20 protein-coding genes are annotated in these 25690 nt (G+C 43.7%); 13 read left to right on the top strand and 7 right to left on the bottom strand.

Annotated features, from left to right (window positions below; all coding sequences use genetic code 11):
* Positions 1-15: 15 nt before the first annotated feature.
* The 11 genes from AACV20_RS11700 to AACV20_RS11650 all read left to right on the top strand — a co-directional run bounded on the left by AACV20_RS11700 (position 16) and on the right by AACV20_RS11650 (position 12879).
* Positions 16-2187: a chemotaxis protein CheA gene (locus AACV20_RS11700; RefSeq protein WP_170907329.1), complete on the top strand. Its 2172-nt coding sequence runs from the start codon at positions 16-18 to the stop codon at positions 2185-2187.
* Positions 2188-2208: 21 nt separating this feature from the next.
* Positions 2209-2739 (top strand): chemotaxis protein CheW, encoded by a 531-nt coding sequence (locus AACV20_RS11695; RefSeq protein ID WP_170907328.1) that lies wholly within the window; start codon positions 2209-2211, stop codon positions 2737-2739.
* Complete coding sequence (locus AACV20_RS11690; protein ID WP_170907327.1) at positions 2739-3203, top strand: chemotaxis protein CheW; 465 nt, start codon at positions 2739-2741, stop codon at positions 3201-3203. The genes AACV20_RS11695 and AACV20_RS11690 overlap by 1 nt, the downstream gene beginning before the upstream one ends.
* A gap of 10 nt (positions 3204-3213) precedes the next feature.
* On the top strand, positions 3214-5232 hold the full coding sequence (locus tag AACV20_RS11685) for a methyl-accepting chemotaxis protein (RefSeq protein ID WP_017049347.1): 2019 nt from the start codon (positions 3214-3216) through the stop codon (positions 5230-5232).
* On the top strand, positions 5217-6077 hold the full coding sequence (locus AACV20_RS11680; RefSeq protein ID WP_017049348.1) for a CheR family methyltransferase: 861 nt from the start codon (positions 5217-5219) through the stop codon (positions 6075-6077). Before AACV20_RS11685 ends, AACV20_RS11680 begins: the two co-directional genes overlap by 16 nt.
* Positions 6078-6087: 10 nt before the next feature.
* Entirely contained in the window at positions 6088-6729 is a 642-nt protein-coding gene (locus tag AACV20_RS11675) for a chemotaxis protein CheD (protein WP_017049349.1), read from the top strand.
* Positions 6726-7769 carry a protein-glutamate methylesterase/protein-glutamine glutaminase gene (locus AACV20_RS11670; RefSeq protein ID WP_170907326.1) on the top strand — a complete coding sequence of 348 codons (1044 nt, stop codon included), beginning with the start codon at positions 6726-6728 and terminating at the stop codon, positions 7767-7769. The genes AACV20_RS11675 and AACV20_RS11670 overlap by 4 nt, the downstream gene beginning before the upstream one ends.
* 44 nt (positions 7770-7813) lie before the next feature.
* Complete coding sequence (locus AACV20_RS11665; RefSeq protein ID WP_017049351.1) at positions 7814-8992, top strand: methyl-accepting chemotaxis protein; 1179 nt, start codon at positions 7814-7816, stop codon at positions 8990-8992.
* Positions 8993-9001: 9 nt separating this feature from the next.
* Positions 9002-9301, top strand: a complete 300-nt coding sequence (locus tag AACV20_RS11660) for an STAS domain-containing protein (RefSeq protein WP_017049352.1) — start codon at positions 9002-9004, stop codon at positions 9299-9301.
* Between the two features lie 18 nt (positions 9302-9319).
* A complete protein-coding gene (locus tag AACV20_RS11655; RefSeq protein WP_017049353.1) occupies positions 9320-11014 on the top strand; it encodes an ATP-binding SpoIIE family protein phosphatase in 1695 nt (564 codons plus the stop codon).
* Positions 11015-11202: 188 nt separating this feature from the next.
* Positions 11203-12879, top strand: a complete 1677-nt coding sequence (locus tag AACV20_RS11650; RefSeq protein ID WP_170889216.1) for a DUF342 domain-containing protein — start codon at positions 11203-11205, stop codon at positions 12877-12879.
* 81 nt (positions 12880-12960) lie between these two features.
* Here AACV20_RS11650 and AACV20_RS11645 read toward each other — a convergent pair whose 3' ends face one another.
* Genes AACV20_RS11645 through AACV20_RS11630 form a run of 4 tightly spaced genes read right to left on the bottom strand, consistent with a single transcriptional unit; the run spans position 12961 to position 19104 of the window.
* Positions 12961-15075, bottom strand: coding sequence for a type I secretion system permease/ATPase (locus AACV20_RS11645; RefSeq protein WP_170907325.1), 2115 nt, complete (start codon positions 15073-15075; stop codon positions 12961-12963).
* Positions 15076-15089: 14 nt separating this feature from the next.
* Entirely contained in the window at positions 15090-17000 is a 1911-nt protein-coding gene (locus tag AACV20_RS11640) for a bifunctional diguanylate cyclase/phosphodiesterase (RefSeq protein ID WP_017049355.1), read from the bottom strand.
* A 5-nt stretch (positions 17001-17005) separates the two neighbouring features.
* Positions 17006-17668, bottom strand: coding sequence for a transglutaminase-like cysteine peptidase (locus AACV20_RS11635; RefSeq protein WP_026027195.1), 663 nt, complete (start codon positions 17666-17668; stop codon positions 17006-17008).
* A gap of 44 nt (positions 17669-17712) precedes the next feature.
* On the bottom strand, positions 17713-19104 hold the full coding sequence (locus tag AACV20_RS11630; protein ID WP_170907324.1) for an HlyD family type I secretion periplasmic adaptor subunit: 1392 nt from the start codon (positions 19102-19104) through the stop codon (positions 17713-17715).
* A 297-nt stretch (positions 19105-19401) separates the two neighbouring features.
* On the opposite strand from AACV20_RS11630, the gene pdxH reads away from it, so the two are divergent.
* Positions 19402-20037, top strand: coding sequence for a pyridoxamine 5'-phosphate oxidase (pdxH, locus tag AACV20_RS11625; RefSeq protein WP_017042341.1), 636 nt, complete (start codon positions 19402-19404; stop codon positions 20035-20037).
* Positions 20038-20076: 39 nt separating this feature from the next.
* Here pdxH and AACV20_RS11620 read toward each other — a convergent pair whose 3' ends face one another.
* The 3 genes from AACV20_RS11620 to AACV20_RS11610 form a co-directional block, all read right to left on the bottom strand.
* Complete coding sequence (locus AACV20_RS11620) at positions 20077-20793, bottom strand: helix-turn-helix transcriptional regulator (protein WP_017042342.1); 717 nt, start codon at positions 20791-20793, stop codon at positions 20077-20079.
* A 309-nt stretch (positions 20794-21102) separates the two neighbouring features.
* Positions 21103-22923 (bottom strand): SUMF1/EgtB/PvdO family nonheme iron enzyme, encoded by a 1821-nt coding sequence (locus tag AACV20_RS11615; protein ID WP_170907323.1) that lies wholly within the window; start codon positions 22921-22923, stop codon positions 21103-21105.
* A 156-nt stretch (positions 22924-23079) separates the two neighbouring features.
* Entirely contained in the window at positions 23080-24183 is a 1104-nt protein-coding gene (locus tag AACV20_RS11610) for a PEGA domain-containing protein (protein WP_026028446.1), read from the bottom strand.
* 426 nt (positions 24184-24609) lie between these two features.
* Between AACV20_RS11610 and AACV20_RS11605 the strand changes: the two genes are divergently transcribed.
* On the top strand, positions 24610-25434 hold the full coding sequence (locus AACV20_RS11605; RefSeq protein WP_017044929.1) for an AraC family transcriptional regulator: 825 nt from the start codon (positions 24610-24612) through the stop codon (positions 25432-25434).
* The last annotated feature ends 256 nt before the right edge of the window (positions 25435-25690 follow it).

Below are 25690 nucleotides of genomic sequence, written 5' to 3'. Positions count from 1 at the left end.
CTGGCAGGAAGAGCTATGGCTTTAGACATGGAATTGTTGCGCAAGATGTTTTACGAAGAGTGTCGTGAAAATCTTGAAGTGCTTGAAAATGTACTGCTTAATCTTGACCCTAATCAGGTTGAGAAAGAGACTATTAATACCATTTTTCGGGCTGCCCATTCGATTAAAGGTGGCGCTGCGACCTTTAGTTTACTGGATATCAGTGAATTTACCCACTCTGTCGAAGCGTATCTTGACCTCGTCCGTAACGAAAAATCAACTCTCACCGCTCAAAGTGTGGACATTTTACTGAAAAGCGGTGATTGCATTCGCAATATGCTCGCGGGGCATGAGAGCCACGGTGAGGTTGATAGTGAGCTTCAGCAGAGAGTCAGCCAGTCACTGCATGCTTTACTTGCTGACAATTCAACGGTTGATCATGAGCTAGCAGACCATCACCCGCTTGACGCCGGAGATGAACAGACGTCATCGCTCTTAAAGGCTTCTGACAACGAGAACAACTTAGGTTGGAAAGTCGTTTTTACTCCGCATAGAGAACTTTATTTCAGTGGTAATGATCCACTTCGGTTGCTGCGAGAGCTTTATGAACTGGATGATCAGTGCAGGGCGGAAGCTCAGCTTGAGCACCTTCCCGAATTGGTGGAAATAGAGGCTGAGCTTTGTTATTTAAGCTGGACTATTTTTCTCAGTAGCCAAGTGCAAGAGAGTGATATTCGCGAAATTTTTGAATGGGTTGAAGATGAATGTGACTTAATTGTTGAACCTTTAGTAGTTGAACCTTTAGTACAAGAATCGACGACCCAAGGTATGATCAGCGAGAGTGAGGAATCTTCGGCCGAGGTGCCACCTACGTTTCATGCGAACGCTGTTCCCCCTACCGAATCGGCAGAGCAAGTTGATCTCATAAAACCCATCGATCTCATAAAATCAATAGAGTCTACGCCCGCTGTTGCGCCCAAAGTGGCTAAAGCAGAATCCAGCGTAAGCTCTATTCGCGTCGATATTGAGAAAGTCGACAGCCTGATTAATTTGGTTGGGGAACTTGTTATCACCCAATCAATGCTGACCGAAATCGGCAACGATTTCACCATGGATAAATTAGAAAAGTTGCAAGCAGGCCTAGTTCAGCTTTTGCAAAACAGTAAAGATTTACAAGAAAATGTGCTCAATATTCGCATGCTGCCGATGAGCTTTGCTTTTAGCCGCTTTCCTCGCCTTGTGCGAGACTTGTGCGGCCGACTTGAAAAAAAAGTAGAACTGAACATCATTGGTGAGCATACCGAGCTCGATAAAACCGTCCTTGAACGTATTGTTGATCCATTGGTTCATTTAGTCAGAAATGGTATTGACCACGGAATTGAACAGCCACACATTCGCCTTGAACAAGGCAAACCAGAAATCGGCACCATTGAACTACATGCTTATCATCAAGGTGGCTCGATAGTGATCGAAGTGAAAGATGATGGCGCGGGAATCAACTGTGAAAGAATATTTCAAAAGGCGCTAGAAAAAGGTGTATTACCTAAAGATACACAGCGTGAAGAGATCACCGACAAACAGATCCTTAACCTTATTTTTGCCGCAGGGTTTTCAACAGCAGAACAAGTGTCTGATATTTCAGGTCGTGGCGTCGGTATGGATGTTGTAAAACGTAATATCGAAGAGTTGGGTGGGCATATTGATGTCGAATCCACATTAGGTAAAGGCAGCCATTTCACTATCTGTTTACCACTCACTTTAGCCATTCTCGATGGGCAATTGATCAAAGTAGGAGGGGAGGTTTATATCATCCCACTGCTCACCATTATCGAATCTATTCAAATCAACTTAGCTAATGTGAAGTATGCCGCTGGTGGGGTTGAGCTGTACCGACTTCGTGACGAAAACATTCCCATCTTACGTCTGCAAGATGAACTGGAAATGGGACCAAGTGGTGCTTTGCCCGATAGAATACTCTGCTTTGTTGAAGCCGCTGGGTGCCGCGTTGGCTTATTGATTGACGAGCTGCTAGACCAGCAGCAAGTCGTTATAAAGAGCTTGGAGTCAAATTACTGCAAAGTGGCAGGCATATCAGGAGCTACGATTTTGGGAGATGGTTCCGTTTCGCTCATTTTAGATATTCAAGGGTTAATCTCCACGTACTCGAATCGACGTTCAAGTTTATCTCCCAAGATTATTGCCGCTTAGTGAAGGTGACAGGGAAGAGCCATGGAATATGATTATTCACCAAATCATCAACAAGAGAATCAAACACAGAGTGTTTTGAATGCTGTTTATGAAGAAAGAAGCTGTGAGGCCGATTTTCTGAGTTTCCGGTTAGCGAATGAGTTGTACGGGGTAGCAATTCAAGATGTTGAAGAGATTCGAGTATGGGAGCCACCTACGCCTATTCCTCGCGCGCCTAGCTTTGTGAAAGGTGTGATTAATTTACGCGGCATGATTGTGCCTGTTATCGATCTGCGCCTTCGATTTGGTATGGAGGCTTGTGGCTACTTTCCCACGACTGTGGTGTTGGTACTTCGTAGCCTGCAACAAGAGCGGCCTCGTATTATGGGCTTAGTCGTTGATGCAGTGAGTGATGTGATTGGCCAGGGAGATAATGTGCTGTTTCCTGCCGTGGGGGAAACACCTGCCGCTGCGTATTTGCTCGGTTTGCTCAATGTTGGCGAAGAGGTCATGTCACTGCTCGATACCCAAGGGCTCCTTGATATGCACCGAATACTGAGTGAGGAACCCTGATGTCTAAACAAGAGTTTCTTAGTTTCGTGCTAGATAACGATGAGTACGCTGTGCCAATCCTTGAGGTCCGAGAAGTTCGCGGCTGGATTGATGTGCGCTCTGTACCCAATGCACCGGATTACTTAGTTGGCTTACTCAATATTCGTGGTGAGTACATACCGATTGTTGATCTTCGAATTCGTTTTCATCTGCCACCTGCACAGATTGGGGCCACGACAGTTGTTATCGTTTTGAATGACGCGCAACGCAATCCGCTCGGCATTATTGTCGATGGTGTTTCAGAAGTGTATGACTTAGCCGCTGAAGAGATAAAACCTGTACCAGCCTTATCTACCACGGTTAAACCACAATTTATGAAGGGAATTGCTAGTGTGGCTAACGGTCATTTGATCCTAATTAATATCGAGACCCTTTTTGATGTACCTGGGTTAAATCAGACATTCGTAGAAGACGCTATTTTGTGAGGGAATACTCATGGCATTTTGGAACCGCAAACCAGAACCAAAAAAATTTGTTGAGCAGATAGAAGATCCATTGGTCGATGAGAATGAAGGGCTCTCCAATCAGCAGCTTCTTTCTGCTCTTAATGCAGCAAAAACCGCATTGATGATGATTAACCGAGATTTTCAAATCACCTATCTCAATAAGCAGTCATTGATTCTACTCAAGCAGCATGAAGTGCTTTTTCAAAGTGTCTGGCCTGATTTTAAAGCTGAAGAGTCGTCATTGATTGGCTACTGCATCGATGGTTTTCATGTCAATCCACAGCATCAACGCCAAATGTTGTCGAATCCAGCCAACTTGCCTTTCACTACCATGATTACTATTAAAGGAGTGAAGATCGAGCTTAATGTTGGCGCCATTATTGATGAAGACGGTATTTATATCGGGAACACATTAGAGTGGCGTGATGTCACTCAAGAGATTGCAAAAGAGCAAGAAATTGGCCGATTAGCTTCGGCAGTCGAGGGGATGACAACTAACCTAATGATGGCCGATAAAGAGGGTATTATTCAATACTTAAACCCTTCATTGACCAAGTTGATGCGTACAAGAGAAAGTGAGTTGAGGACAGTATTAACAAGCTTTGACGTCAATAATCTGGTCGGACAAAATATCGATATCTTTCATAAAAACCCGGGCCATCAACGTAGCATTATTGCCAACCCTGATCGTTTGCCATTTTCATCCAACATCAAAGTGGGGGCGCTGCAATTTAATTTAACTTGTATTGCGATGCACAATCACAAAGGGGAATACATTGGCCCTGCATTGCAATGGATCGATATTACCGAACAACAAGATGGTCAATACCAAGTAGAGAGCCTCATTCAAAAAGCGATCGCAGGGCAGCTGAATGAACGAATTGATACCACTGTGTACAGCGGATTTATGCGGGAGTTGGGCGAGGGGATTAATAACTTGCTTGATACCTTAGTTTCACCGCTGGCTCAGTGTATTGACGTCATGAGTAAAGTGGCGGATGGCGATTTGAATACCAAGATGGAAGAGGGTAGCCAAGGTGAGTTTGGTCAACTGCAAAATGCGGTCAATACCTCGATTGCTAACCTGCGCGATATGGTTGAAAAAATCACCATTTCTTCTGCCAGAGTGGCTACGGCGTCAACGGAAATCGCGCAAGGCAATAATGATTTGAGCCAACGGGTGGAAGCTCAAGCATCCAATTTAGAAGAAACGGCCGCCAGTATGGAAGAGATGACAGCGACCGTGCGCCAAAATGCAGATAACGCCAAAGGTGCGAACGATCTAGCGAGTGATGCTGCCAAAAAAGCCAGTAAAGGTGGTGAAGTGGTGGGACAAGCGATCTCGGCCATGTCGGAAATTAATCGTTCGAGTAAGAAGATTGCCGATATTATTGGAGTGATAGACGAGATAGCCTTTCAAACCAATTTATTGGCTTTGAACGCAGCGGTAGAAGCGGCAAGAGCCGGAGAACAAGGGCGTGGGTTTGCTGTTGTTGCTGGAGAGGTTCGGAACCTTGCGCAGCGTAGCGCAGCAGCGGCGAAAGAGATTAAAGGGCTGATTAAAGATAGTGTTGAGAAAGTTGAAGAGGGATCGCGTTTAGTCGATGAGTCAGGAGCAACATTGAATGAGATTGTGGACGCTGTAGCAAAAGTATCTGATCTCATCGCCCAAATTGCATCATCAAGTATTGAACAATCGACGGGCATTGACGAAATCAATCGTGCAATTACAGCTATGGATGAGATGACGCAGCAAAATGCCTCTCTTGTTGAACAAACCTCTGCGGCCAGCCAATCGTTGAAAGATGAAGGGAAAGAGCTGATTAGCTTGATGAGCTATTTCACCACCGATGACAACATCAAAACGTTCGAGCCCAAAAGAACAGCCATCTCCGCCCATCAACCCAAACCCAAGGTCAAGAAAGTGGCAGGCATTAGAGCCACCAATAACGTTGCCAATTCTGGGCTCAATCTCAATGAGGATGGAGATGAATGGGAAGAGTTTTAATGGATAGCCATCCAATCACGGTGAACCATGATCAAGAGTTTGAACTCACTGCAAAGGATTTCAAATTCATCCAGTGGTTTATGCACAAAACGGCCGGCATTTACTTATCAGATGCGAAGCGAGCGATGGTTTACGGCCGTTTGAGCCGTCAGATGCGTCGACTGGGGATTCAGCGTTTCTGTGATTACAAGGAGCTTATTGAGCATAATGAGCGAGAGCGGATCAACTTCATCAATGCGTTAACGACTAACAAAACCCAGTTTTTTCGCGAGTATCATCACTTTGAGTTTTTGGAAAAAGTACTGCTCGATGAGTGGCGATCACAGGGCGTGCGTCATCCTAAAATTTGGTCTGCTGGATGCTCTAGCGGTGAAGAGCCATACAGTTTTATTGCGTCGCTATACAGCAGCGGTTTATTTGATTTCGCGGATAATATTGATATCTACGCAACAGATTTAGACACACAGGTTTTGGCACATGCGCAAGCGGGCATTTATACCGATGAGGCTGTGGCTACTATTCCACAGCACTATCTCAAAAAGTGCTTTGTAAAAGGGCGCGGTATCAAACAGGGAAAAATAAAAATCGCCAGTCAATTGCAACGTTTTGTCCATTTTCAGCAACTGAATTTATTATCTCCTTGGACGTTACCTAAGAATTTAGACCTCATTTCGTGCCGAAATGTGATGATCTACTTTGATAAACCTACTCAGGAGGCTTTGCTCGAAAGGTTCTATGAATGGTTGAAACCGAATGGGATTTTATTTCTGGGTCATTCAGAAAGTGTGGGGCGCTGTGCTGATGTTTTTCATCATCTCGGCCACACCATTTACGTGAAAAAATGAGGAACAATTAATGGCCTCGTTAGCGATGTATTTGGCAACAGATAATCGGAATTTCAGTCGATTTCATCATCCCAAGCAGAAAGTGGATTGGGTTAAGGTGCTACCCGGTGGGTTGTATAGCACTATGCAACAAGAGGTAATTTACACTGGGCTCGGTTCTTGCGTAGCGGCTTGTATGTGGGACCGAGAGGCCAAAGTCGGGGGGATGAACCATTTTTTATTACCTTTTGATCAGCATTCGCAAATTGATCACTGGCATCCAGATGAAATTGAGTCCACGGCTTCTCGTTATGGTTGTTACGCAATGGAGTTACTGATTAACCAATTGATCAAAATGGGTGCCGAGCGTAGGTGCTTACGCGTCAAGCTGTTTGGTGGCGCACAAATGCTGGGTTTTAAGGCCATGATTGGCCAGAAAAATATAGATTTTATCAAAAACTATGTTGAGCAAGAAAGGCTTATTGTTGAAGCCAGTGACTTGGGGGGGGACGAACCGAGAAAAGTCATTTTCGAACCTCTGACAGGTAAAGTGTGGTTAAAAAGAATTCCATTAACTGAAGTGAACCAGTTAAGTTTTCAAGAAAAGATTTATGCCACGCAGTTAGATCGTAAAGCGCATAAAGAGAGTGATGATGTGGAGTTATTTAAATGAAAAAAATCAAAGTGTTGATTGTCGATGATTCTCCCGTTTTTAGAGCACTGCTCTGCGAGCTGATTAATGCTGACCCCATGTTAGACGTTGTCGCAATGGCACAAGACCCTTACCAAGCCCGAGAGCTTATCAAGCAGCACAATCCTGATGTGCTAACGCTAGATATTGAAATGCCAAAGATGAATGGCGTGCAATTTTTAAAAAATATCATGCGGTTACGCCCCATGCCGGTGGTGATGATTTCAACCTTGACCCAGCATGGCGCGCAAGCCACGTTAGAAGCATTGGAGCTTGGTGCGGTGGATTACTTCCCTAAACCGTCGGTCGAAAATACGGCTGAAATGGCAAGTTATAGGGAACTGGTGAACGACAAAATAAAAATGGCGGCAGGGGCCAATGTCGTTCAAGCGCATCATTCTGCTGCGGTTAATCAGGTCGAACTGATAGCGGCTAGCCACCAAGGGGCGCGTTATCAGTTGATCGCGATTGGAGCCTCAACGGGCGGAACAGAAGCATTAAAAAGCATATTCTCTGTTTTACCAGCAGGGTTGCCACCGATCGTGATCACTCAACATATCAGTGCGATGTTTACTCGCCCCTTTGCAGAGCGTTTGAATCTTTGTAGCGCCGTAGAGGTAAGAGAGTTGTCCGCTAATCAAGCGCCTTTAGTGAATGGATGTGCTTATGTTGCTCCCGGAGATAAGCATCTGATGGTGATAAAAAAAGGCACTCACCTTTACTGTCAAGTTGACGATAGACCTGCGGTCAATCGTCATAAACCCTCAGTAGATGTGATGTTTGATGCGGTCGCCGAAAATGTGGGAGACAAAGCCATCGGTATCCTCTTAACCGGGATGGGTAAAGATGGAGCGCAAGGCCTGCTCAAAATGAAGTTGTGTGGCGCATTGACTTTAGCTCAAGACGAAAAAACATCAGTGGTGTGGGGAATGCCCAAAGCGGCAGTAGAGATTGGCGCAACACAGAATATCAAAGCGTTAAATGCCATACCACAATGGATTTGTGATGAACTCTATCGCTAGTGTTGTCTCATTAAATAAGCTCAACATAGATAAGCAAGGAATGGGTGATGATAAATAAAACAGTGACACCAAAAGCAAAATATATTTTAGCTTTAGTTTTGCAGCTAATGGCCCTTTTTGCCGTCATGCTTCACTCCCCTAATTTATGGAGCATAGGACTGGTGATTTTTGCGGCAGCAATACCTTGGCTAGTATTGTCCATGAATTTTAGTGAACAAAACAAAGCTAAAGCCAACCAAAATAAGGTTGAAGAAGAGTCCACTCTTGAAACGCAGCAACATCTACAGAGTATTGAAAAACTGTTCAAAGAGACGCTACCTAAAGTGAGTAGCCCTTTAACCATGCAGCACACCGTGATTGAAGGCTCAGTAGAGACATTAAACAACGCATTTTTTAGCTTGCAAGACATCAGTGAAAAGCAGAGTCAAGTTTCGAGTACCTTAGTCAATAACTTATTGGCTAACCAAGGTAGTGAATATGATCTTACCACCGTGTTGCCAAGAACTGAGGCAATTATTGACGGTTTTGTTCAGATTCTAGTAGACATTTCGGAGAAAAGTATTTCAGCGGTACACAGTATTCACGATATGTCAGAACAGCTAGATGCGGTCTTTAAATTACTTAATCAAGTCCGAAACTTATCGGAACAGACCAACTTATTGGCATTGAATGCGGCGATTGAAGCGGCTCGAGCAGGCGAGGCGGGGCGAGGCTTCGCGGTCGTGGCTCAAGAGGTGCGCGATTTGTCGGTTAAAGCAAGAACGCTGAATACCCAAATTGAATCTGAAATTAATGTTGCCCAACAAACGGTGCTGCAAGCAAACAAAACCGTTGGCGATATGGCCTCGATAGACATGACACTCATAATTGAGTCTAAAGGAAATGTGGATCACATGCTGCATGGCGTTCAGCAAGTGAATATAGAAATAGAGCAAGAAGTGCAAAAAATTCAAGAATTAGGACAAGAATTAACCCAGCAAGTGAGTAATGGCATCCGTGCCCTTCAATTTGCTGACATTGTGGTTCAACAAAGTGATTATGCGCATGCGTCTATTGATTATTTGCAGGAAGCAAATGAGCTATTGAACGCTTTACTAACACAAAGCATGACTAAAGCAGCATGGGCAGAACAACTTCACCAATTGACAGAGCGCTTGCACAATAGAAGTGCTCCTGCTGCAAATCAAACCAATATGGATGAAGGCGAAGTCGAGCTGTTTTAGGAGAATATGATGAGTATAGAAACGGTAATAGATAGCACTACTAAGCACATTACGATCGTAATTGAGGGGGCCTTTGGCTTTAACCTAGTTAAAGAATTTCGTAATAGCTATTCACCTTACCGAGGCTTTAGATTCACCATTGATTTACGCAAGGTGGACTATATTGACAGTGCTGGTCTTGGCATGTTGCTCAATATGCAGAAATATCTTGAGCAAAGTGATGGCATGATCCGAATTACTAACACCTTACCTCAAATAAGGAAAGTCTTACTGATTTCTCGATTTGATAAGAAATTTAGTATCGAATAATGCTTAAGGAATAAGCCGATGCGCGTAACGATTGTTGATGACCATAAATCAAATAGAGAGCTCTGTCGGTTTATCTTATTGCCTATTGCCGAGCATATCGATACCTTCGAAAATGGCGCTGATGCTGTTGAGGCGATGCTCGTCATGGACGTCTTACCCGACGTTATTTTGTTGGATGTGATGATGCCAGTTAAAGATGGTTTCACCACCGCAAAAGAGATCCGAGACTCTTTTCCAAATCACCATATCCCAATTATATTTTTGACTGTGCTTGATGATCATGATTCATTTGAACGCTGTTTATCGCTGGGCGATGATTTTATTCTTAAACCAGTAGAGCGAAGCGTACTGCTCGCTAAAGTGCAGGCTCATTATCGCATTGTGAAAATGCATAATGAAGTCACTCAACAGCGAGATAAACTCAATTATTTCAACGAACAAGTACAATATGACTACGCCATTGCCGAATCCATTTTCACCAACTTAATGGAGGAGATGAGTGCAAAAGTCAACAATATCTATGGCATCAGTTATATCTCCACACCTTCGACCATTTTTAATGGTGATCTCATCATTGTGGCGAACCGGCCCTATGGTGGTGTGTACGTCATGATCGCTGATGCCACTGGGCATGGATTACCCGCCGCGATTTCAACGATCCCTGCCACGCGTACGTTTTTTTCAATGGCTGAAAAAGGGATGTCGCTTGGCGAAATGGTCGCTGAACTTAATAGTGCGCTAGTAAAGTTTTTGCCTGTTGGCATGATGCTTGCGGCCAGTGTATTTGAGATACGAGCCAATGGCTTCGAGGTTTCGTGGTGGGGAGGTGGTTTGCCTGATGGTTATCTACTGGATGAAGAAAGCAACATCGTTCGTCGTCTCGTTTCCACACATATGCCGCTGGGAGTTCTGGATGCTGATGAATTTGAAGTAAATTTAGTTCATCTCAAATTAAAACCTAACCAAACTATCCTCTGTTATACCGACGGTATTACCGAAGCGATGAATGAAAACGGGGAACAATTTGGCCAGTTGCGACTCGAACAAGTTTTGCAACGGAACGTTAAGACTCAGATTTCAGATTTGTATGATGAAGTATGCCAGTTTTCCAATCGTGGCCATGGTGATGATCTCTCAATTCTTTCAATGACATTTCCAATTACCAATAATAATGAAATATTAGCGTCGCAAAAAAACCGATTTCTTAGCCATATACCAATGCAAAGCCATCTCTTTTTTCCTGCTTCAATTCTTAAAAAGATTTCAGTTATGGTCGAGATGCGTAACATTGTTCGCGGTTTTATCAGTGGTGGTGAGCATCTTGATCTCGTTTGCTCTGTATTATCAGAACTGTTTGCTAATGCCATTGAGCATGGGTTATTAAAACTTAACTCTTCACTAAAAGATGACCCAGATGGATTTCTCACTTTTTACCAACGACGTGAAGAGTGTATGGATGAGTTAGATGAATCGTTATGGATTAAACTAGACATTGATTATGACCCAACGGTGGGACAATTGAGCTTTTCACTCGAGCATAATGGTGAAGGCTTTGAATACCAACATACGGTTGCAGACGGCAACTGTACACATGGTCGAGGGATTATTTTGGTCTCTAAATTGTGTGAGTCATTGGAATATTCAAAAAATGGTTGCACTGTTAAGGTGACTTACGCCTTTAACAGTAAACATGATTTTCCGATATTGTCTTAATACTGAACTGATTATTTACACTGTAAAATTCTGCGTAACTCATTCTTTCGTTTATTTTTAGGTTGTACGGTTCGTTTCGTCGTGACTAAGTGATGTAGCCCTTAATTTAGTTGCCTAAAGATTTAGTCCATACTGTAAATTGTATACACTGCCATACGAACGGAATCTAACCATATGGGTTAAGTAGTATGTGGAAACGCTTAATTTCGCTTTCAGAGGACAAAAAACAAGTCATTGCCCAGTTGCCTGGGACGGAGTCCATCGACAAAAATTTTGACCAAGCAGGCTTGAAAGAAGCATTGTTTGAGTTATCTGCATCGACATTTTTCTTAAATGAAACTGAAGTTACCCGCTTTATCAACTGTGCAAAAGAGGGTAAGGGTGAAGCATTCTCTGGAATCACCATTGCAGAGAAAAAGAACGCTTCGGTGGAGATTGAATTTAGTGATCGAGATATGTTAGCCAGCATGGTCGTGACGGGTGCATATGGGGGCAGAGCATTGCGCGGTAGTGAGTTGGTGTATGCATTGGCTCACTCCCATGTGACAAAAGGCATCAACAAACTGGCTTTAAAGAAAGTGTTAATGGTAAGTAATACCTTGAAGCCAGGGGAGGTATATACTCAGCCTGTTGCGCAGGGGCGTGAACCCATTCAAGGTAAAGACGCACAATTTATTCCTTTGGTTGAGGATGTCAGTAAGCGCGTGTTAGCACCGACCAAAAAGCAAGGACAGAACAAAATTGATATGCGCAACTTAGGTGAAACCATCACTGTTGGTCAAGATGATGAAGTGATGCGTCGAATTCCTGCAACAAAAGGAACGCCAGGCTATACCGTGCAGGGAAAAGTACTGGATCCTAAACCAGGTAAAGACTCGGCCTTAGTTGCAGGAAAGGGGTCTTACATCTCACCCAATGACCCGAATGTGCTACTGGCCAGTCAAGCGGGCATGCCTATCCTGAAAAGTAAAACGGTTGATGTCGATAACGCTTTATGTTTAAACAACGTCAGTGTAGCGACTGGCCACGTGAAATTTAAAGGATGTGTTGTCATCACGGGCGATGTCGAGCCTGGGATGATCGTGAGAGCGACGGGCTCAATCACCATCGGTGGGTTTGTTGAGTCTGCTGATGTTCAAGCCCAAGGTAATATTGATGTTGGTAAAGGCATTATTGGCCATACGGTGTTTGATGATGAAGCAAGAACATGCATTATCAAATCAGGAGGCTCTATCACGGCTAACTATGCTCAATTTAGCGAACTGCAAGCGGCAGATGATATTAATTTAGCGGTTCACAGCATGAGTAATGAATTGCGCTGTGGCAATGATCTAAAAGTATTAGATAGTAAAGAGAAGCAAGGCACGCTCAGCGGTGGCCACGCGAAAGTTGGTGGTAAGATCGTTTGCTTCAATCTAGGCGTTGAAGGCGATACCGCCACGGCTGTGCAGGCTTTTGCTCGTTATGCTGTGTATAAAGAACGGGTCGCGAAACACAAAGAGCATTATAAACAAGCGCAAGAAGCGACGATGGAAGTGATCCGCCGTGAGATTGAATTTAAGAAAAAGCCTAAAGCGGAACGCTCGGAAGAGGAACTGCTAAAAATTGATGAATTTAAGAAACAGACTAATGATCGTTTAGAAAAAGCAAAATTGGCGTTGGATATGCTGGGAGAGGAGTTTGATCAATTGCTCGAAATGAATACGATCGAAGTCAAAAATAAAGTTTATACCCATGTTTCGGTGCAATTTGATGATGAGCGGATCATCACCAAGCGGGCTCATGGCGCTAGTATTTTCTCATTTAACCAGTATGAGATTAAATGTGCCTCGATGCTTGAAGATGAAGATGTCGGAGGGATCTAACATTCTTATCTCAGAGTGCTAAGCAAAAAACGAGGCATTTTGCCTCGTTTTTTGCTGATTATGCTATTTCTAGTAAGGTGGCTATTGCACTGATCTCACTTTGCCCTGTTTGAGATCGTTTAACACCATCGATTTAGGACCATCGGCAATGACACAGCCTTTCTCCATCACAATGACGCGATCAACCACATCGAGCATTGACGTTTTATGAGTAATTAATATTAATGTCTCACTTGGTGTCAATTGAGACAGTTGATGTTTGATGTGCATTTCAGAACGATTGTCCATGGCGCTGGTGGGTTCATCAAGTAGCAAAACGGGTGGGCGTCCGAGCAGTGCACGAGCAATGGCTACCGCTTGCCTCTGACCACCAGACAACAACAAGCCGCCTTCACCCACTTGTCGTTCTAACCCCGCGGGGTCTTGCTGTGTGAACGCGGTAACTCCCGCTCGGTTAGCGGCATCCATCACATCTCTATCATCAACTAATGGACGCCCGAGCGTAATGTTATCGCGAATTGAACCGTAAAATAGGTTGCTGTCTTGAGGTACGCAACCAATATTACGTCTCACATCAATGTGATGCAGTTGCGCGATATCGGTGTCATCAATACGAACATTCCCCTCGGTCGGTTGATATAACCCCATAATAAGGCGCTCTAAGGTGGTCTTCCCTGAGCCGATGCGGCCTATGATCGCTACTTTTTCACCCGGATGAATCGTTATACTTAAGTCACGTATTGATGCAACAGGCGCATTAGGGTAGTGAAAAGTGATTTTGTCTAGCTCAATTTTACCTTGCACAATCGGACGATGAATATAGCGTTTACCTTCTTCTTGCTCATCGGGCATTTGCATCACTTGCTCAATGATTTTTAAGGACGATTTGGCTTGGTTGTAGCGTGTTGAAAGTAATGATAGTTGCACCATTGGGCCAATCGCACGGCCGCTGAGCATGGTTGCGGCGATGAGCCCACCCATGGTTAAATCGCCGTTGGATATCAGATAGACGCCTAAGATGATCATGCCAACGTTCGCGGCTTGCTGAACAAAGCCGGCAGTATTTTGAATACCATCAGTAATTCGACGGCTTTTAATGTTCCAGTTCGCCATGTGCGCAACCGCTTCTTCCCAGCGATATTGAAACTGACTTTGAGCGCCAAAGAGTTTCACTGTTTCAAGCCCAGCTAAACTTTCAATCAGGTTGGCGTATTTTTGTGATGCCAGTCGAGAGCCCTCTTCAATCGCCCGTCGTAGAGGTGCTTGGATGAGCAGAGAATAGATAGCAATGATCAGTACACCGGCGATAGGTACCAGCACTAAGCTGCCCGCCATTAGCCAGATCAGCACTAAAAAGAGCAATGCAAATGGCAGGTCAATCAATGATGAGATGGTTGCTGAGGTAAAGAATTCGCGTATGGATTCGAACTCTTGTAAATGTCGTGCAAACGCACCGACAGAAGGAGGACGAGACTCCATTCTGATCCCCATCACTTTACTAAAGAGCTTGGAAGAGATCAGAATGTCAGATTTTTTGCCCGCTACATCAATAAAATAACTGCGAAGTAGTTTGAGGAGCAGATCGAATAAGAAGATCACAAAAATCCCGCTCGCTAATACCCACAAGGTTTCAAACGCAAGGTTAGGCACGACTTTGTCATACACTAAACGGCTGAACATTGGTGCCGCAATGGCAAACAAATTGATTAAAATGGAAGCGATCAACACATCGCGATAAATGTGCTTTGACTGCCATAACGTACCCCAAAACCAGTGGCCATCACGGGTCTTTAATATTTCTGGTGATCGCTCGTCATAGCGAAACTGTTTTTTCACCATGAAGTAGCGGCCAATATAGCGTTCAGTCAGTTCCTCTAAGGGGATAGCAACGGGGATTAGACCAGACTCCGCAGTGACGACCTCAGCTTCTTGATTCGCTTCGTTGATGCTGCTGAGCACACAGGCTTCACCGTCTTTTAAAATTAAGATAACGGGGAAAACCAATTTTGGGATTTGATCCAATGCTGAGCGATTTTCCTTGGCGATTAACCCCGCTCTTTCGGCTGCTCGAGGAAAGAGAAAAGGCGTCAGTTTGCCATCTGATAAAGGTAGGCCGTTGATCAGTGCTTCTGGGGAATTCGCCAGTCCATAGTAACGACTCACATAGATAAGCGAATTGAGTAGCGTGTCTTGCATTACATCTGACCTTTTTATTTATCCACAATAAAGCCTTGGAAGACTTCTATAAAATGCTCGGAAAGGAAATCAAGTTGAGTTTGCGTTTCTACCCTTGACGCAATTGTGGTGATTCCTAAATTGTGTGCTGTGCGAGAAATCGACGTTAAGGTGAACTTTTGCTTTTCATCGTCGAGATGGTGAGTAAATAGATAATCGAGTTTCACGTATTTTGGACGGTACTCGTTGATGTAGTCTAATGATTGGAAATTCCGGCCATAGTTATCGACACCAAAGTCTGCACCTGCGGCTCTTATGGCATTACAAAACAGCGCCGTATGGTGAGGGGAGTTGAGGAATGCGTTTTCCGGTATTTCAAAGTGTAGGTTCTCACAGATAGAGCGATGCTTCGCCAGAGTCTGAGTGACCCAACGAATAAAACTGGGTTGAGAAAGGCTGCTTTGAGCGATATTAATGGCTAATGGTTCGGCTATCTCTCCCGTTTCGAGCTTGCGAATCATCGTTTCAATAACATATTCATCAAAAATATGGCTGGCATTGAGTTGGTCGAGTGCAAATAAGTATTGGTTAGCGCTGTAGCGTTTGCCATCGTGCTCAATCGCTGAAAAAACTTCGCGGTGGAAAGTTTGTCCCCAGCTATTATTGGCTGACTGCAAACGGAAACTGAACCAATCGTTATGGATAGCTTCTTCAACCAATGCTTTCCATTGCTGTTTACCCATCACAGTTTGTTTGGTTTCACTGCTGACAAAGCCGTAAATCAGCTCTGGATTTGCAGTTGCAGTGGCTAACGCGTTGTCGAGCAAGGAAAGTAACTGCGTTGAAGATTTTGGTTCTTTATTATGAACAACACCTAAAGAGACTTTGGCTGATGCCATGCCAGTCGGGTCGGCTAGAGTGTCTTGCACAAAATTCATAATACTATCGGCGATGATTTTAAGTTCACTCTCTTCCATGTTGGGCAAAATAAAGCCAAACTCTTCGGTAGAAATGCGTGCCAGAGTCACATCAGGTGAAGTAATCGACACTTTTAGATGCTCAGCCAAATGGCGCACCATACCATCGCCTGCTTCATAACCCTTTTCTTCGTAAAGCTCTTTGATAAACTCTGCTTGCAAAATAGCAGCGCCACCTATGGCACTTTCTGATAGCCAACTACTGAGTTGACTCATGTAATAGGCGCGGTTGCCAAGTTGAGAAACTGGGTCAATATAAGCACGCTCACGCAGTTGCTGCGCTTCTTGCGCCTGAGCTTTGAACGCTTTTTCAACCTGCGCTGACATGCTATTGATACCATCAACTACATAAATCAGATCTTTGGTCGCTGGCCGCGGTAGCGGTTCACCAAAATGGTTGCGTGCGACTTGCTCCATTTTTTCGACAATCATCTGCAGCGGGCGTAAAGCGCGCTTCAGAATGAAAGCGATGGCGGCAAGGCCAATCACAAAAATAGCGCTAAACGCGATAAGTAGCCGAATCAGCGCCTTCCATAATTGCGCATAGGCCTCGCCAGGGTGGCTGACAATTTCGACTTCAGCAAGCTGCATCCAACCACTGGTTACAACGCGTTGATCATGGATCGGTGCAAACAGGTGTAAATTGGTAAACCATTGCGGAACGTTATTGGGTTTTACAGGGTAAGATCGCAGAATCTCTTCGTCATCGTCTAGAAAAATCAATCGTACGACTGAGTAAGAGCTGCCATCAAACAAGGCATTGATAACCGACTCAACCGCGATCTTATCTTTCTTCTCCAAATAAGGTGCCAGCGCCAAACCGACGGTGTTGATGGTGTTGTTGACTTCAGAGCGCTGCTGCTGCTCTAAGTTGTTGCGGGTCGTATTGAATTCAATAATAAAGACTGAAGTCATCAGCATAATGAAGACGGCAATCATTCCCGCGACAAGTTGTTTATATAGCGTCATATTACTTACTCATCGTAACTTACAATTGGTTTATTCAATTTTAGCGAGCGTTCGCGTTCACGTAAGTCATTCCAAAGACTTAATCGTGAAGAGTCTCCTGCAAGCTGGCCATTTTTGGATTTCATTAGCCATAAATTTTTACCGTTAAAGCTGTAGATCGGTAACAGATCACGGCGTGTTGATGCTGGCTTAATCTCAGGGTTTATATTGTCTAAAATTAAGGGCTCGGCATTGGGTGTTGAATAGTACGCAAGAACCATATGAAACTGATTTAATTCAATGGCTTTAACATACACGAGGCGCAACTTTTTATCATCGATACCCAGTTCAAGCAGGGAGAAGTACTTCGCAATTGTGAAATCTTCGCAATCCCCTGCGTTGCTTCCTAGAAACTCAAGTGGTGTTGCCCAGTAGTCATTTTTTCCCCATAAATCGATATCATTAACAAAGTACAGCTGATTGAAAAATCGATTTATTTCGGTCAATTTGTCACGTTCGGGAGCATTTTGGTGTTTGGCAATTTCTTTGCGCCATGTTTCGACGCGTTTTCCCGCTCTTGTGCCATAGGTAAGCGCGACCGCATCGACCCACTGCTGCTCTTTGGTGTTGAGCGCTTGGGGGGATGAGGGCATAAATAGCAATAAAACCAGTGGCAGCCAAAACTTCATCAAAAACCGTCAATCATGAATATATTAAAAAGCATAAGTGAACCTTATTCCCTTAGCGCATTTTTTTGTGCACTGAGTATGGGCTTTAGTAGATAATCCATCACGGTTCGTTTACCCGTAATAATATCAACAGAGGCCGTCATTCCTGAGATGATAGGCAGGTTAGCATCATGCCCTAAGCTGGTTTGATTGGTCCTTACTCGGACTAAATAATAGCTTTTGCCTTCTTCATCTTGAGTTGTGTCGGCACTGATATGCTCAAGTGTCCCTTCCAAGCCGCCATATTTGGTGAAATCATAGGCGCTGAATTTTACGATGGCAGGCAACTCTGGTCTTAAGAAGGCGATGTCTTGTGGGGCAATTTGCGCTTCAACAAGCAAGGTATCCTCTGTTGGGACTACTTCAACAATATCCATACCGGGCTGGATAACACCGCCAACGGTGTTGACGTAAAGCGTCTTAATCGTTCCTGTCACAGGCGATAGCACAACAGTGCGATTTACCTTATCTTCAAGCCCAACGGCTGATTCTGTGATTGCTGAAAGTCTATCTTGGGCTTCGTTCAGTTTGTCTTGCTGCTGTGAGCGAAACTTTTGAGCCGCATCAATACGGTTGAGCACCGCTTCGCGAATCGCTGATTTTAATACTGGGATGTTAAGCTCGCTGGTAGTCATTTCACGGCGAGTATCGTTTACTTGGCGCTGTAGTTTCAGCAGCTCAATTCGTGGCACGACACCTTCGTCTGCTAAAGGTCTAGTGATCTCAAGTTCTTTATTCGCAAAATCATAACTTTGGCGCAAATTTTTCACGCGCGCTTGTATTTCAACCAACTCTTGTAGTTTCTGTTTGACTTGTTGATCTAAAAGAGAAAGTTGGTTGCGTAAGTTATTAAGATCTTGTCGGTAGGCGGCCCTTTGTCTATTAACTAAATCGGGTTGGTTGTCTGTTAACAGCGGTGGAAAGGCGAGTTTGTTATAGTCAATTTTGACGCTATTTTGCCAGTTGTCATCATCAATTTCTTCGTTGATCATCACGCTAGTAATGGAAGCGGATAGCTGTAGAACACTGGCGGTAAGGTTAGCGACTTGTTGTTCACGTTCGCGGTAGTCTGAGCGGAAACGAGTGTCATCAATCAATAACAGTTGTTGGCCTTTTTGCACTCGTTCACCTTCGCGAACCAATATCTGTTTGACTAAGCCTCCTTCCAAGTTTTGAACCACTTGAACTTGCGATGACGGAACGACTTTGCCTTGTCCAACTGTCACTTTGTCGACCTGTGCCCATGAGGCCCAGACGATGGCTAAGAGAAAAAAACAGACCATAACCCAGAGCATCACACGTGCACTGTTGGGCGTGTTCAGTAGCAGAGCCGCCGTTTTGTCGTCTATGTACTCCAATTCTGTCGAAGAGAGCTTGTTATAACTCTTGTTGCTCATCGCTTATCCTTTGCGCCTAATCGTAGTGTATTTCCCTTTTCTACTTAAAGCTGTAGAGGGAGGCTACAACAGTAAGTTGTTTGGGTATAGTTGCTTGATTTTATTACTTGTCTAGCAAAATGTTAAGGATTTGCCACTCATCATGAGATTACTATTCACCATTTGAATTGATTGTACTTCCTATTGCGTACGTTCTACAGAGTTTAGCTGTGAATTACTGATTTTGTTGAACCTTAGCACTCTTGAGTTATGACGATGATAGGCGCACAATCGTCAAAAATTTCATAAGGAGCAGAGATGGAACTTTCAGACATCCGCCGCGAATACATAAAAGGCGGTTTAAGACGCAAAGATTTGCTTTCAAATCCCATTGAGCAGTTTAACCTTTGGCTGCAACAGGCCATTGATGCCGGTCTTACCGATCCCACGGCGATGACAGTGGCAACGGTTGATGAAAATGGACAACCTTTCCAACGTATAGTGCTATTAAAAAATGTCGAAAAAGACAGTTTTGTTTTCTACACCAATTTAGGCAGTCGCAAAGCGCAGCATATTGAACACAACAATAAAGTCAGCTTGCACTTTCCTTGGCACCCATTAGAGAGACAAGTGCACATCACAGGAACGGCTGAAAAATTGTCGGCTTTTGAAAACATGAAATATTTTACTTCTCGTCCTAAAGATAGCCAAATTGCCGCGATAGCGAGCCGCCAGAGCAGCCGTATCTCAGCACGTGGTATTTTGGAAGGTAAATACTTGGAGTTAAAAAAGAAATTTGAACAAGGTGAGATCCCAGTTCCGAGTTTTTGGGGAGGATATCGCGTTAGGGTTGAATCGATAGAATTTTGGCAAGGTGGTGAGCATCGTTTGCATGATCGCTTCTTGTTTACGCAACACGATCAACAGTGGGACGCTGAACGTTTAGCGCCCTAAAGCCTACTTGTTAAAAGTCAGTCGCAGTGAATGCCTCATTTATATGGGGCATTCACTATTGAGTACCACGGATAATTGCGTTTTGAGCAAGGTCTTGGGGATGTTTGAGCCATAACCTTGGTCTAGAGCCATATCGATAAGTTGCTCTTTACTGTGGGCTGCAAATTTATGTCGCAATTTTGCTTCATAGCCTTCCACTGTTTTTATCGAAATCTTCATCACCCGAGCAATGTGTTTGGGCTTTTTTCCGTAAAGCAGAAGAAAAAGAACTTCAGATTCTCTTGTGGTTAGGGGCCCGGAAATGGGTTCTAGAACACCCGTGGAATACTGTGTGGTCGTTAAACCTGTTGCCCGACATATCCAATGTCCTACCTCCAAAATAGCGGTATCTGTTAGCTCTTGCCCGAAAAAAATTGTACCTTGAACCTCACCTTGTGCGTTGAACCATGGGGTTTTGGTGAAAATATGAGCGCGCCAAGAACCGTCAGCATAGGGGTGGATATCCAGCACTTTTAACGGTTTTTTTGTGGAGATTACACATCGATCTTGTTGCTGGAATTCTGCGGCGCAAGCGGTTGTCGGGCTTGGCATTTCAAAGTCAGTTAATCCAATGCACTGTTTTGCATCACTAACACCAATTAATTTGCCATAAGCATTGTTTGCGTAAACAAAAACCGAATTAAGATCTTTGCAACCCCAATATCCCGGAAGCTGTTGAAACAATGAAATTTGTTCTGCGCTGAGGAAGTTGACCATAGCGGGTTCTCCTAACAATGATATTGATATAATACCAATGACATGGCGGGTTGTAATCCATAGCGGCATTTGAACATAAAAAAGCCAGCCTGAAGAAGGGCTGGCATAAATACAAGAATTGCTTCTTGTCGACGTGCAGAAGAGGTTCTATGAATGCTGCGAGGGTGTTGCAAATTCATAGGGATACCACATGGATATAAAATATCAAACGTGTTTGATATTCAACACCACTTTAGACGACGAGAGTGCAATAACAAAGGGGGGAATTCCCCCCTTTGTTATATAAATGGCTGAGCTAGTTCAGCTTACCTAAAGTTCCCTAATGACCCTGAAGCCAACATAATTTGCCGAAGTAGCAGGAGCAATAAACAAATTACCATAAGCCGCCGCCGTTGCAGGGGAGAAGCTCCATGCTCCACCTTTTGCTTGACCTCTTGAGTCATTTGTCCATTCCCACACGTTACCGACAACATCATAAAGGCCTAGGCCATTGGGAGCGAAAGACTTCACAGGAGAGGTACTTTTATTTGACCAAGGTGTACCACTCCAGCCAGTATTCGCTTTCCCAGTTCCGAAATCATCTCCCCACCAATAGTCTGTTTGTGTACCAGCGCGAGCGGCAATTTCCCACTCTTCTTCAGTCGGCAAACGGTATTTATAGCCAGTTTCCTTACTTAGCCAGCGAGTATAGGCCTTCGCATCATTTTGGCTAATACACACCACTGGCGAGTTGCTCAACTGCTTAAAACCTGGGTCGCGCCAATAGCTACCTGCAATCGGGGTAATTTCAGATTCGGCGACTGCTGTGCACAGTTTTTGTAGCTCAGCATCAGTTTGGTAGGTGGTTTGATTCACAAAGGTTTCAAATTGACCCACAGTTACGGGGGTTGAACCAATTGCGAAAGCATGATCAAGAAAAACTTGTTTCGATGCGTGCTCGCCAATCAAATATTCGCCTGAGATCAAAGTGACTAACTCAGGAGCTTTAATATCCCCTTTGAGGGAATCAGCAAATTTATGTCCAGGTTTTAGTAGGTTGTCTTTTTCTCGTAGGTTCGCTCTTAATGTATGATCTGAGGTGATTTTCAGCTCTTGATTAAATGAGTAATACCCTTCTTTCTCAATCGTAATCATGTGCGGTCCCACTGGAAGCATCACTTCGACGGGAGTACTGCCATAGTTTACATTATCGATAGAGACTTTATCACTGTATTGGTTCGAGCGAATCGATAGGGTAACCCAAGCAATTTCTTTCTGTTTTTCTGTATTGGCTGAGTATTCGCCTGGAGCGAAACAGTATTGTGATTCGACATTCAGCAACCGACATGGTGTATTTTCATCCGGTCTTGCATCAAGCTGAACATCTAGTACGGCTTTGTACTTATTGCCATTGTAGAAACCTGAATCTACGGTTTTATGGCGCAGTACATGAATATTAAAAGAGACATTGGCCAGATGTTGTTGGACGAGCTTGGCCTCACTTGTGGCCTCTATTAACTTGGTTTGATACTGGTTTACCGCTTTCTGGAGCGCTAAGTCAGTGGTCTGTTTCGAGCATTGAGCCAATGTCATATCGGCACTACAAGCGTTAGTAAAGCTAACTTTCTCGGTGCTACTCTGTTTGAGTTCATCTCTTAAGCGCTCAACTCGCGCGCGTAATTTATGCTGTTCTAGCTCATTGATATTTTTGCTGACCGTGTTCTGCTCGGCCCTTTTTTGTGCCAGCAGTGCTTCTGACTCTTGGCGTTTTTGCTCAGCATCTAAACGGTTTTTTTGATTCTGCTTTACATTAGCCCAAGCTGCTTGGTAGGCATTTTGTGAAGGCATGATGTCCAGTTCAGGATCATCAATCATTTTCATGTAATCGCGTTCTAAGTCAGTTTTTGCTTTTGCAAGTGCCTTATCAAAGAGTTGGGCTTGCTTTGTTAGCCTGTCTAACTCACTGTTGTGGTTGTTCACAACCACTTGTTGTTCATGGGTGGCCTTCTGGGCTGCCTGTAATTCGGACTGTTTAGTAAACAACGCATCATCAATGGCAATTACTGAGGAAGGCGTTCCTTCTGCCATCGTCGATGTTGCCACTAAGCAAGGCGAAAGTGCTAATAAGAGAGCGGGTAAACCTTGTCGCATTATTATCTACTTCAGTTAAGTTATTAGTTCATTGTGTCTATTCTAAACGAAAACACCATTTTGTCTGAAGTCATCTTTCAATAACTTAATGACAAAATGGCGTTTTAACCGCATCTTTGTGAATTACGACAGAAAAACAGAGTTTTTTTGAGGTAATTAACCCTCTTTATTCGGTCTTAGCTTTATCCAAACCGTATCATTGCCGTTAATTGTTAATACCCGGTTGTAGGTTTCGTAGCCATCTTTAGAGACGGTAACTTGGTGGCGGCCATTAGGCAAAACAATCTCAACAGGTGTACTGCCGTAGTTAATACCGTTGATGGTTACGGCATCGTTGTATTGATCCGACCTTACGGTCACATTTGCCCACTGTTTGTCATTTTTTTGCGTACCTTCAGACACGCCGCCTTTCAAACAGTATCGAGTTGACACGTTAAGCAGTTTACACGCAGCCACCGCTTCTGGTTTCGCTTGAAGCTGAGCTTGCATTTGGGTGAAGTATTCGTTGTTGCCTTCAAAACCACTGCGAATAATTTGGCTATCTTGTACATGGATGTTAAGTTCCACGCCTTTCAGGTTTTGCTTGGCAATGACCGATTCGGTTAGGTCATCAAGCAACTTGGCCCGAAACGTTTTTACCGCTTTTTGTTTGGTAAGGTGCTGTCCTTGATTTGAACACTCACCGAGTGTCATCGTCGTTGAACAGGTAGTTTTATAGCCAGTTTCAAGAACACTACTTTCACGCAGTTCGGCTTCGAGACGTTTGACCCTAGCTTCAATGCGCGACTCTTCGAGGTTCGCATACTCATTACTGAGACGAGCTTGCTTCTGTTTGATTTGAGACAAGCGCATTTCAACTTCGGTCATCGCTTGATTATTCTCAAGGCCTTCAGCTTGGTTCTGCTTCACTGATGCCCATGTTTCTTGGTACTTCTTTTGAAACGAGGCTAAATCTGTGTCTGGATCATCTAAAAGACGGCTATATTGTTTGTCCAAAGCAGACTTGGCTCGATTGCGTTTAGCATCAAGTTCTTCACTTTCTCGTTTAATACGAACATGTTCATTTTTAAGTTGTTGAAGCTTGGCTCCCTCTGCTTCGTATTCTGCAGAAATCGCGTCGATTTCCGTCTGTTTAGTAGTCATTTTTTCATCGATAGCGGTGACAGGATCTACCTGAATAACTTCTTCCGCGTACACCGATGCAGATACCCAAAAAGGGCTTAGCGCAAGCAATAGCGCTGGGATGCGACGTGTGATCATAGGTCCCTGCAACAAATTAACGTTTAACCACAAAAGTGGGAAAGACAAACTTTTGACAGCTTTAATGGATAAGCTGTATTCATAATGCAAAATTTATTCCGAACAATAGCAAAATTCACTTAAATCTATTACTAGGTGACTGATTTTGTAAATTTTATAATTGTGCATCTTCATTTTGAGCCTAATAGCGAAATATGCAAGTCTCTATTTTCGATCTATTTAGGGGTTTTGGGATTGAACACACATTGACCGTAATTTATGTGCACTTGATCATTGTTCCGTTTTGAAAAATCGATCTCATTTCACCCCTAAACTTAAGCTTCATATGCACTTTGATGTTTAATTTTTAAAAAAATACAGCTTTGTTTTCGCTCCTGATAGTTTTGTTATAACATCAGCTTCTAACCTCAACTATGATGCAGCAATATGAGTGACTTTTCTTCGGCTAAGCTATCGAACTATCAACAAAATGACAAAGTTTTGTCGCCTAGGCCGGCAGAGTTAGTGACATTACCCTCGTACATGGAGTGTCATGATCATAGTTATACCCAAGTCGTTATCGGATTAAAAGGCCAAGCTGAGTTTGAAGTACAAGGTGTCGGCAATTTGGTGGGGCCGGGGCAAGGTTGTGTCGTTACCTCTGGAACTGGCCATGCGTTTGGTGGTGTCGTTGAGCAGTCGGATATTTTAGTGCTTAACCTTCCAATCTCCTGTGGAGATGACCCTTTGCTTCTACAAAAAATGAATGAGTTGTCGAATGCGGATATTTACTTTCAGCTGGATGGGCAAATCCAAAAGTTGATCCAATTGCTAGTTAAAGAGATGCAATCGAGTCCTGATGATTTACTGTTGAGCCGTGCCTGCAATGACACCGTTATGGCATTACTGCAACGCCATATTTCTGTATTTGAAACGCATCGCAAAGAGTCTCGTTTTGATCTTGAAGCGATTGATCGTTATATCGATCTGCACCTTGGTCGTAAAATTTCAGTCGCTCAATTAGCGGGCCGCGTTTATTTAGGTGAAAGCCAATTTCATATGTTGTTCAAAGAGCAAATGGGGATCACGCCTCATCAATATTTGTTAGGTAAACGAATTGATATGGCAAAAGATTTGATTGAGCAAGGTTGTTTGAGTTTTGGTCAAATTGCGGAATTAACAGGCTTTTCTGGACAAAGTACCTTCACTCATTCATTTACTCGCTTGCAAGGTATTTCTCCATCGCAATACCGAAAATTGTGTCGTCGCTAATTCTTTATATCCCTGCCTCTTTTTTGTTTGTAATTCCCACATCATTTTTATATTGCTTGCCTTGACCTATCGGCAACACGTGCACCGTTGGTTAAATTTTGGAAACAATGTTGCTATTTTATGCTTTGTGCATGATGTCAATTGATGTGATTGTGTTTTTATTTTGTTAATAGCCAGAGTTTTTGGCAAAAAACTCGGAGTTTTTGACAAGTATTCTTCTCGCGCTCAAAATACACTGCCAGCCATTGCAGGAAAC

Source organism: Vibrio sp. B4-6 (assembly GCF_963888245.1).
GTDB lineage: Bacteria > Pseudomonadota > Gammaproteobacteria > Enterobacterales > Vibrionaceae > Vibrio > Vibrio anguillarum.
This window is presented reverse-complemented; position numbering and strand designations above follow the sequence as displayed.

Bases quoted from the DNA above. Each gene is read 5' to 3' on its own strand.
- AACV20_RS11700 (WP_170907329.1), top strand. From the start codon at position 16: ATGGCTTTAGACATGGAATTGTTGCGCAAGATGTTTTACGAAGAGTGT.
- AACV20_RS11695 (WP_170907328.1), top strand. From the start codon at position 2,209: ATGGAATATGATTATTCACCAAATCATCAACAAGAGAATCAAACACAG.
- AACV20_RS11690 (WP_170907327.1), top strand. From the start codon at position 2,739: ATGTCTAAACAAGAGTTTCTTAGTTTCGTGCTAGATAACGATGAGTAC.
- AACV20_RS11685 (WP_017049347.1), top strand. From the start codon at position 3,214: ATGGCATTTTGGAACCGCAAACCAGAACCAAAAAAATTTGTTGAGCAG.
- AACV20_RS11680 (WP_017049348.1), top strand. From the start codon at position 5,217: ATGGGAAGAGTTTTAATGGATAGCCATCCAATCACGGTGAACCATGAT.
- AACV20_RS11675 (WP_017049349.1), top strand. From the start codon at position 6,088: ATGGCCTCGTTAGCGATGTATTTGGCAACAGATAATCGGAATTTCAGT.
- AACV20_RS11670 (WP_170907326.1), top strand. From the start codon at position 6,726: ATGAAAAAAATCAAAGTGTTGATTGTCGATGATTCTCCCGTTTTTAGA.
- AACV20_RS11660 (WP_017049352.1), top strand. From the start codon at position 9,002: ATGAGTATAGAAACGGTAATAGATAGCACTACTAAGCACATTACGATC.
- AACV20_RS11655 (WP_017049353.1), top strand. From the start codon at position 9,320: ATGCGCGTAACGATTGTTGATGACCATAAATCAAATAGAGAGCTCTGT.
- AACV20_RS11650 (WP_170889216.1), top strand. From the start codon at position 11,203: ATGTGGAAACGCTTAATTTCGCTTTCAGAGGACAAAAAACAAGTCATT.
- AACV20_RS11645 (WP_170907325.1), bottom strand. From the start codon at position 15,075: ATGCAAGACACGCTACTCAATTCGCTTATCTATGTGAGTCGTTACTAT.
- AACV20_RS11640 (WP_017049355.1), bottom strand. From the start codon at position 17,000: ATGACGCTATATAAACAACTTGTCGCGGGAATGATTGCCGTCTTCATT.
- AACV20_RS11635 (WP_026027195.1), bottom strand. From the start codon at position 17,668: ATGAAGTTTTGGCTGCCACTGGTTTTATTGCTATTTATGCCCTCATCC.
- AACV20_RS11630 (WP_170907324.1), bottom strand. From the start codon at position 19,104: ATGAGCAACAAGAGTTATAACAAGCTCTCTTCGACAGAATTGGAGTAC.
- pdxH (WP_017042341.1), top strand. From the start codon at position 19,402: ATGGAACTTTCAGACATCCGCCGCGAATACATAAAAGGCGGTTTAAGA.
- AACV20_RS11620 (WP_017042342.1), bottom strand. From the start codon at position 20,793: ATGGTCAACTTCCTCAGCGCAGAACAAATTTCATTGTTTCAACAGCTT.
- AACV20_RS11615 (WP_170907323.1), bottom strand. From the start codon at position 22,923: ATGCGACAAGGTTTACCCGCTCTCTTATTAGCACTTTCGCCTTGCTTA.
- AACV20_RS11610 (WP_026028446.1), bottom strand. From the start codon at position 24,183: ATGATCACACGTCGCATCCCAGCGCTATTGCTTGCGCTAAGCCCTTTT.
- AACV20_RS11605 (WP_017044929.1), top strand. From the start codon at position 24,610: ATGAGTGACTTTTCTTCGGCTAAGCTATCGAACTATCAACAAAATGAC.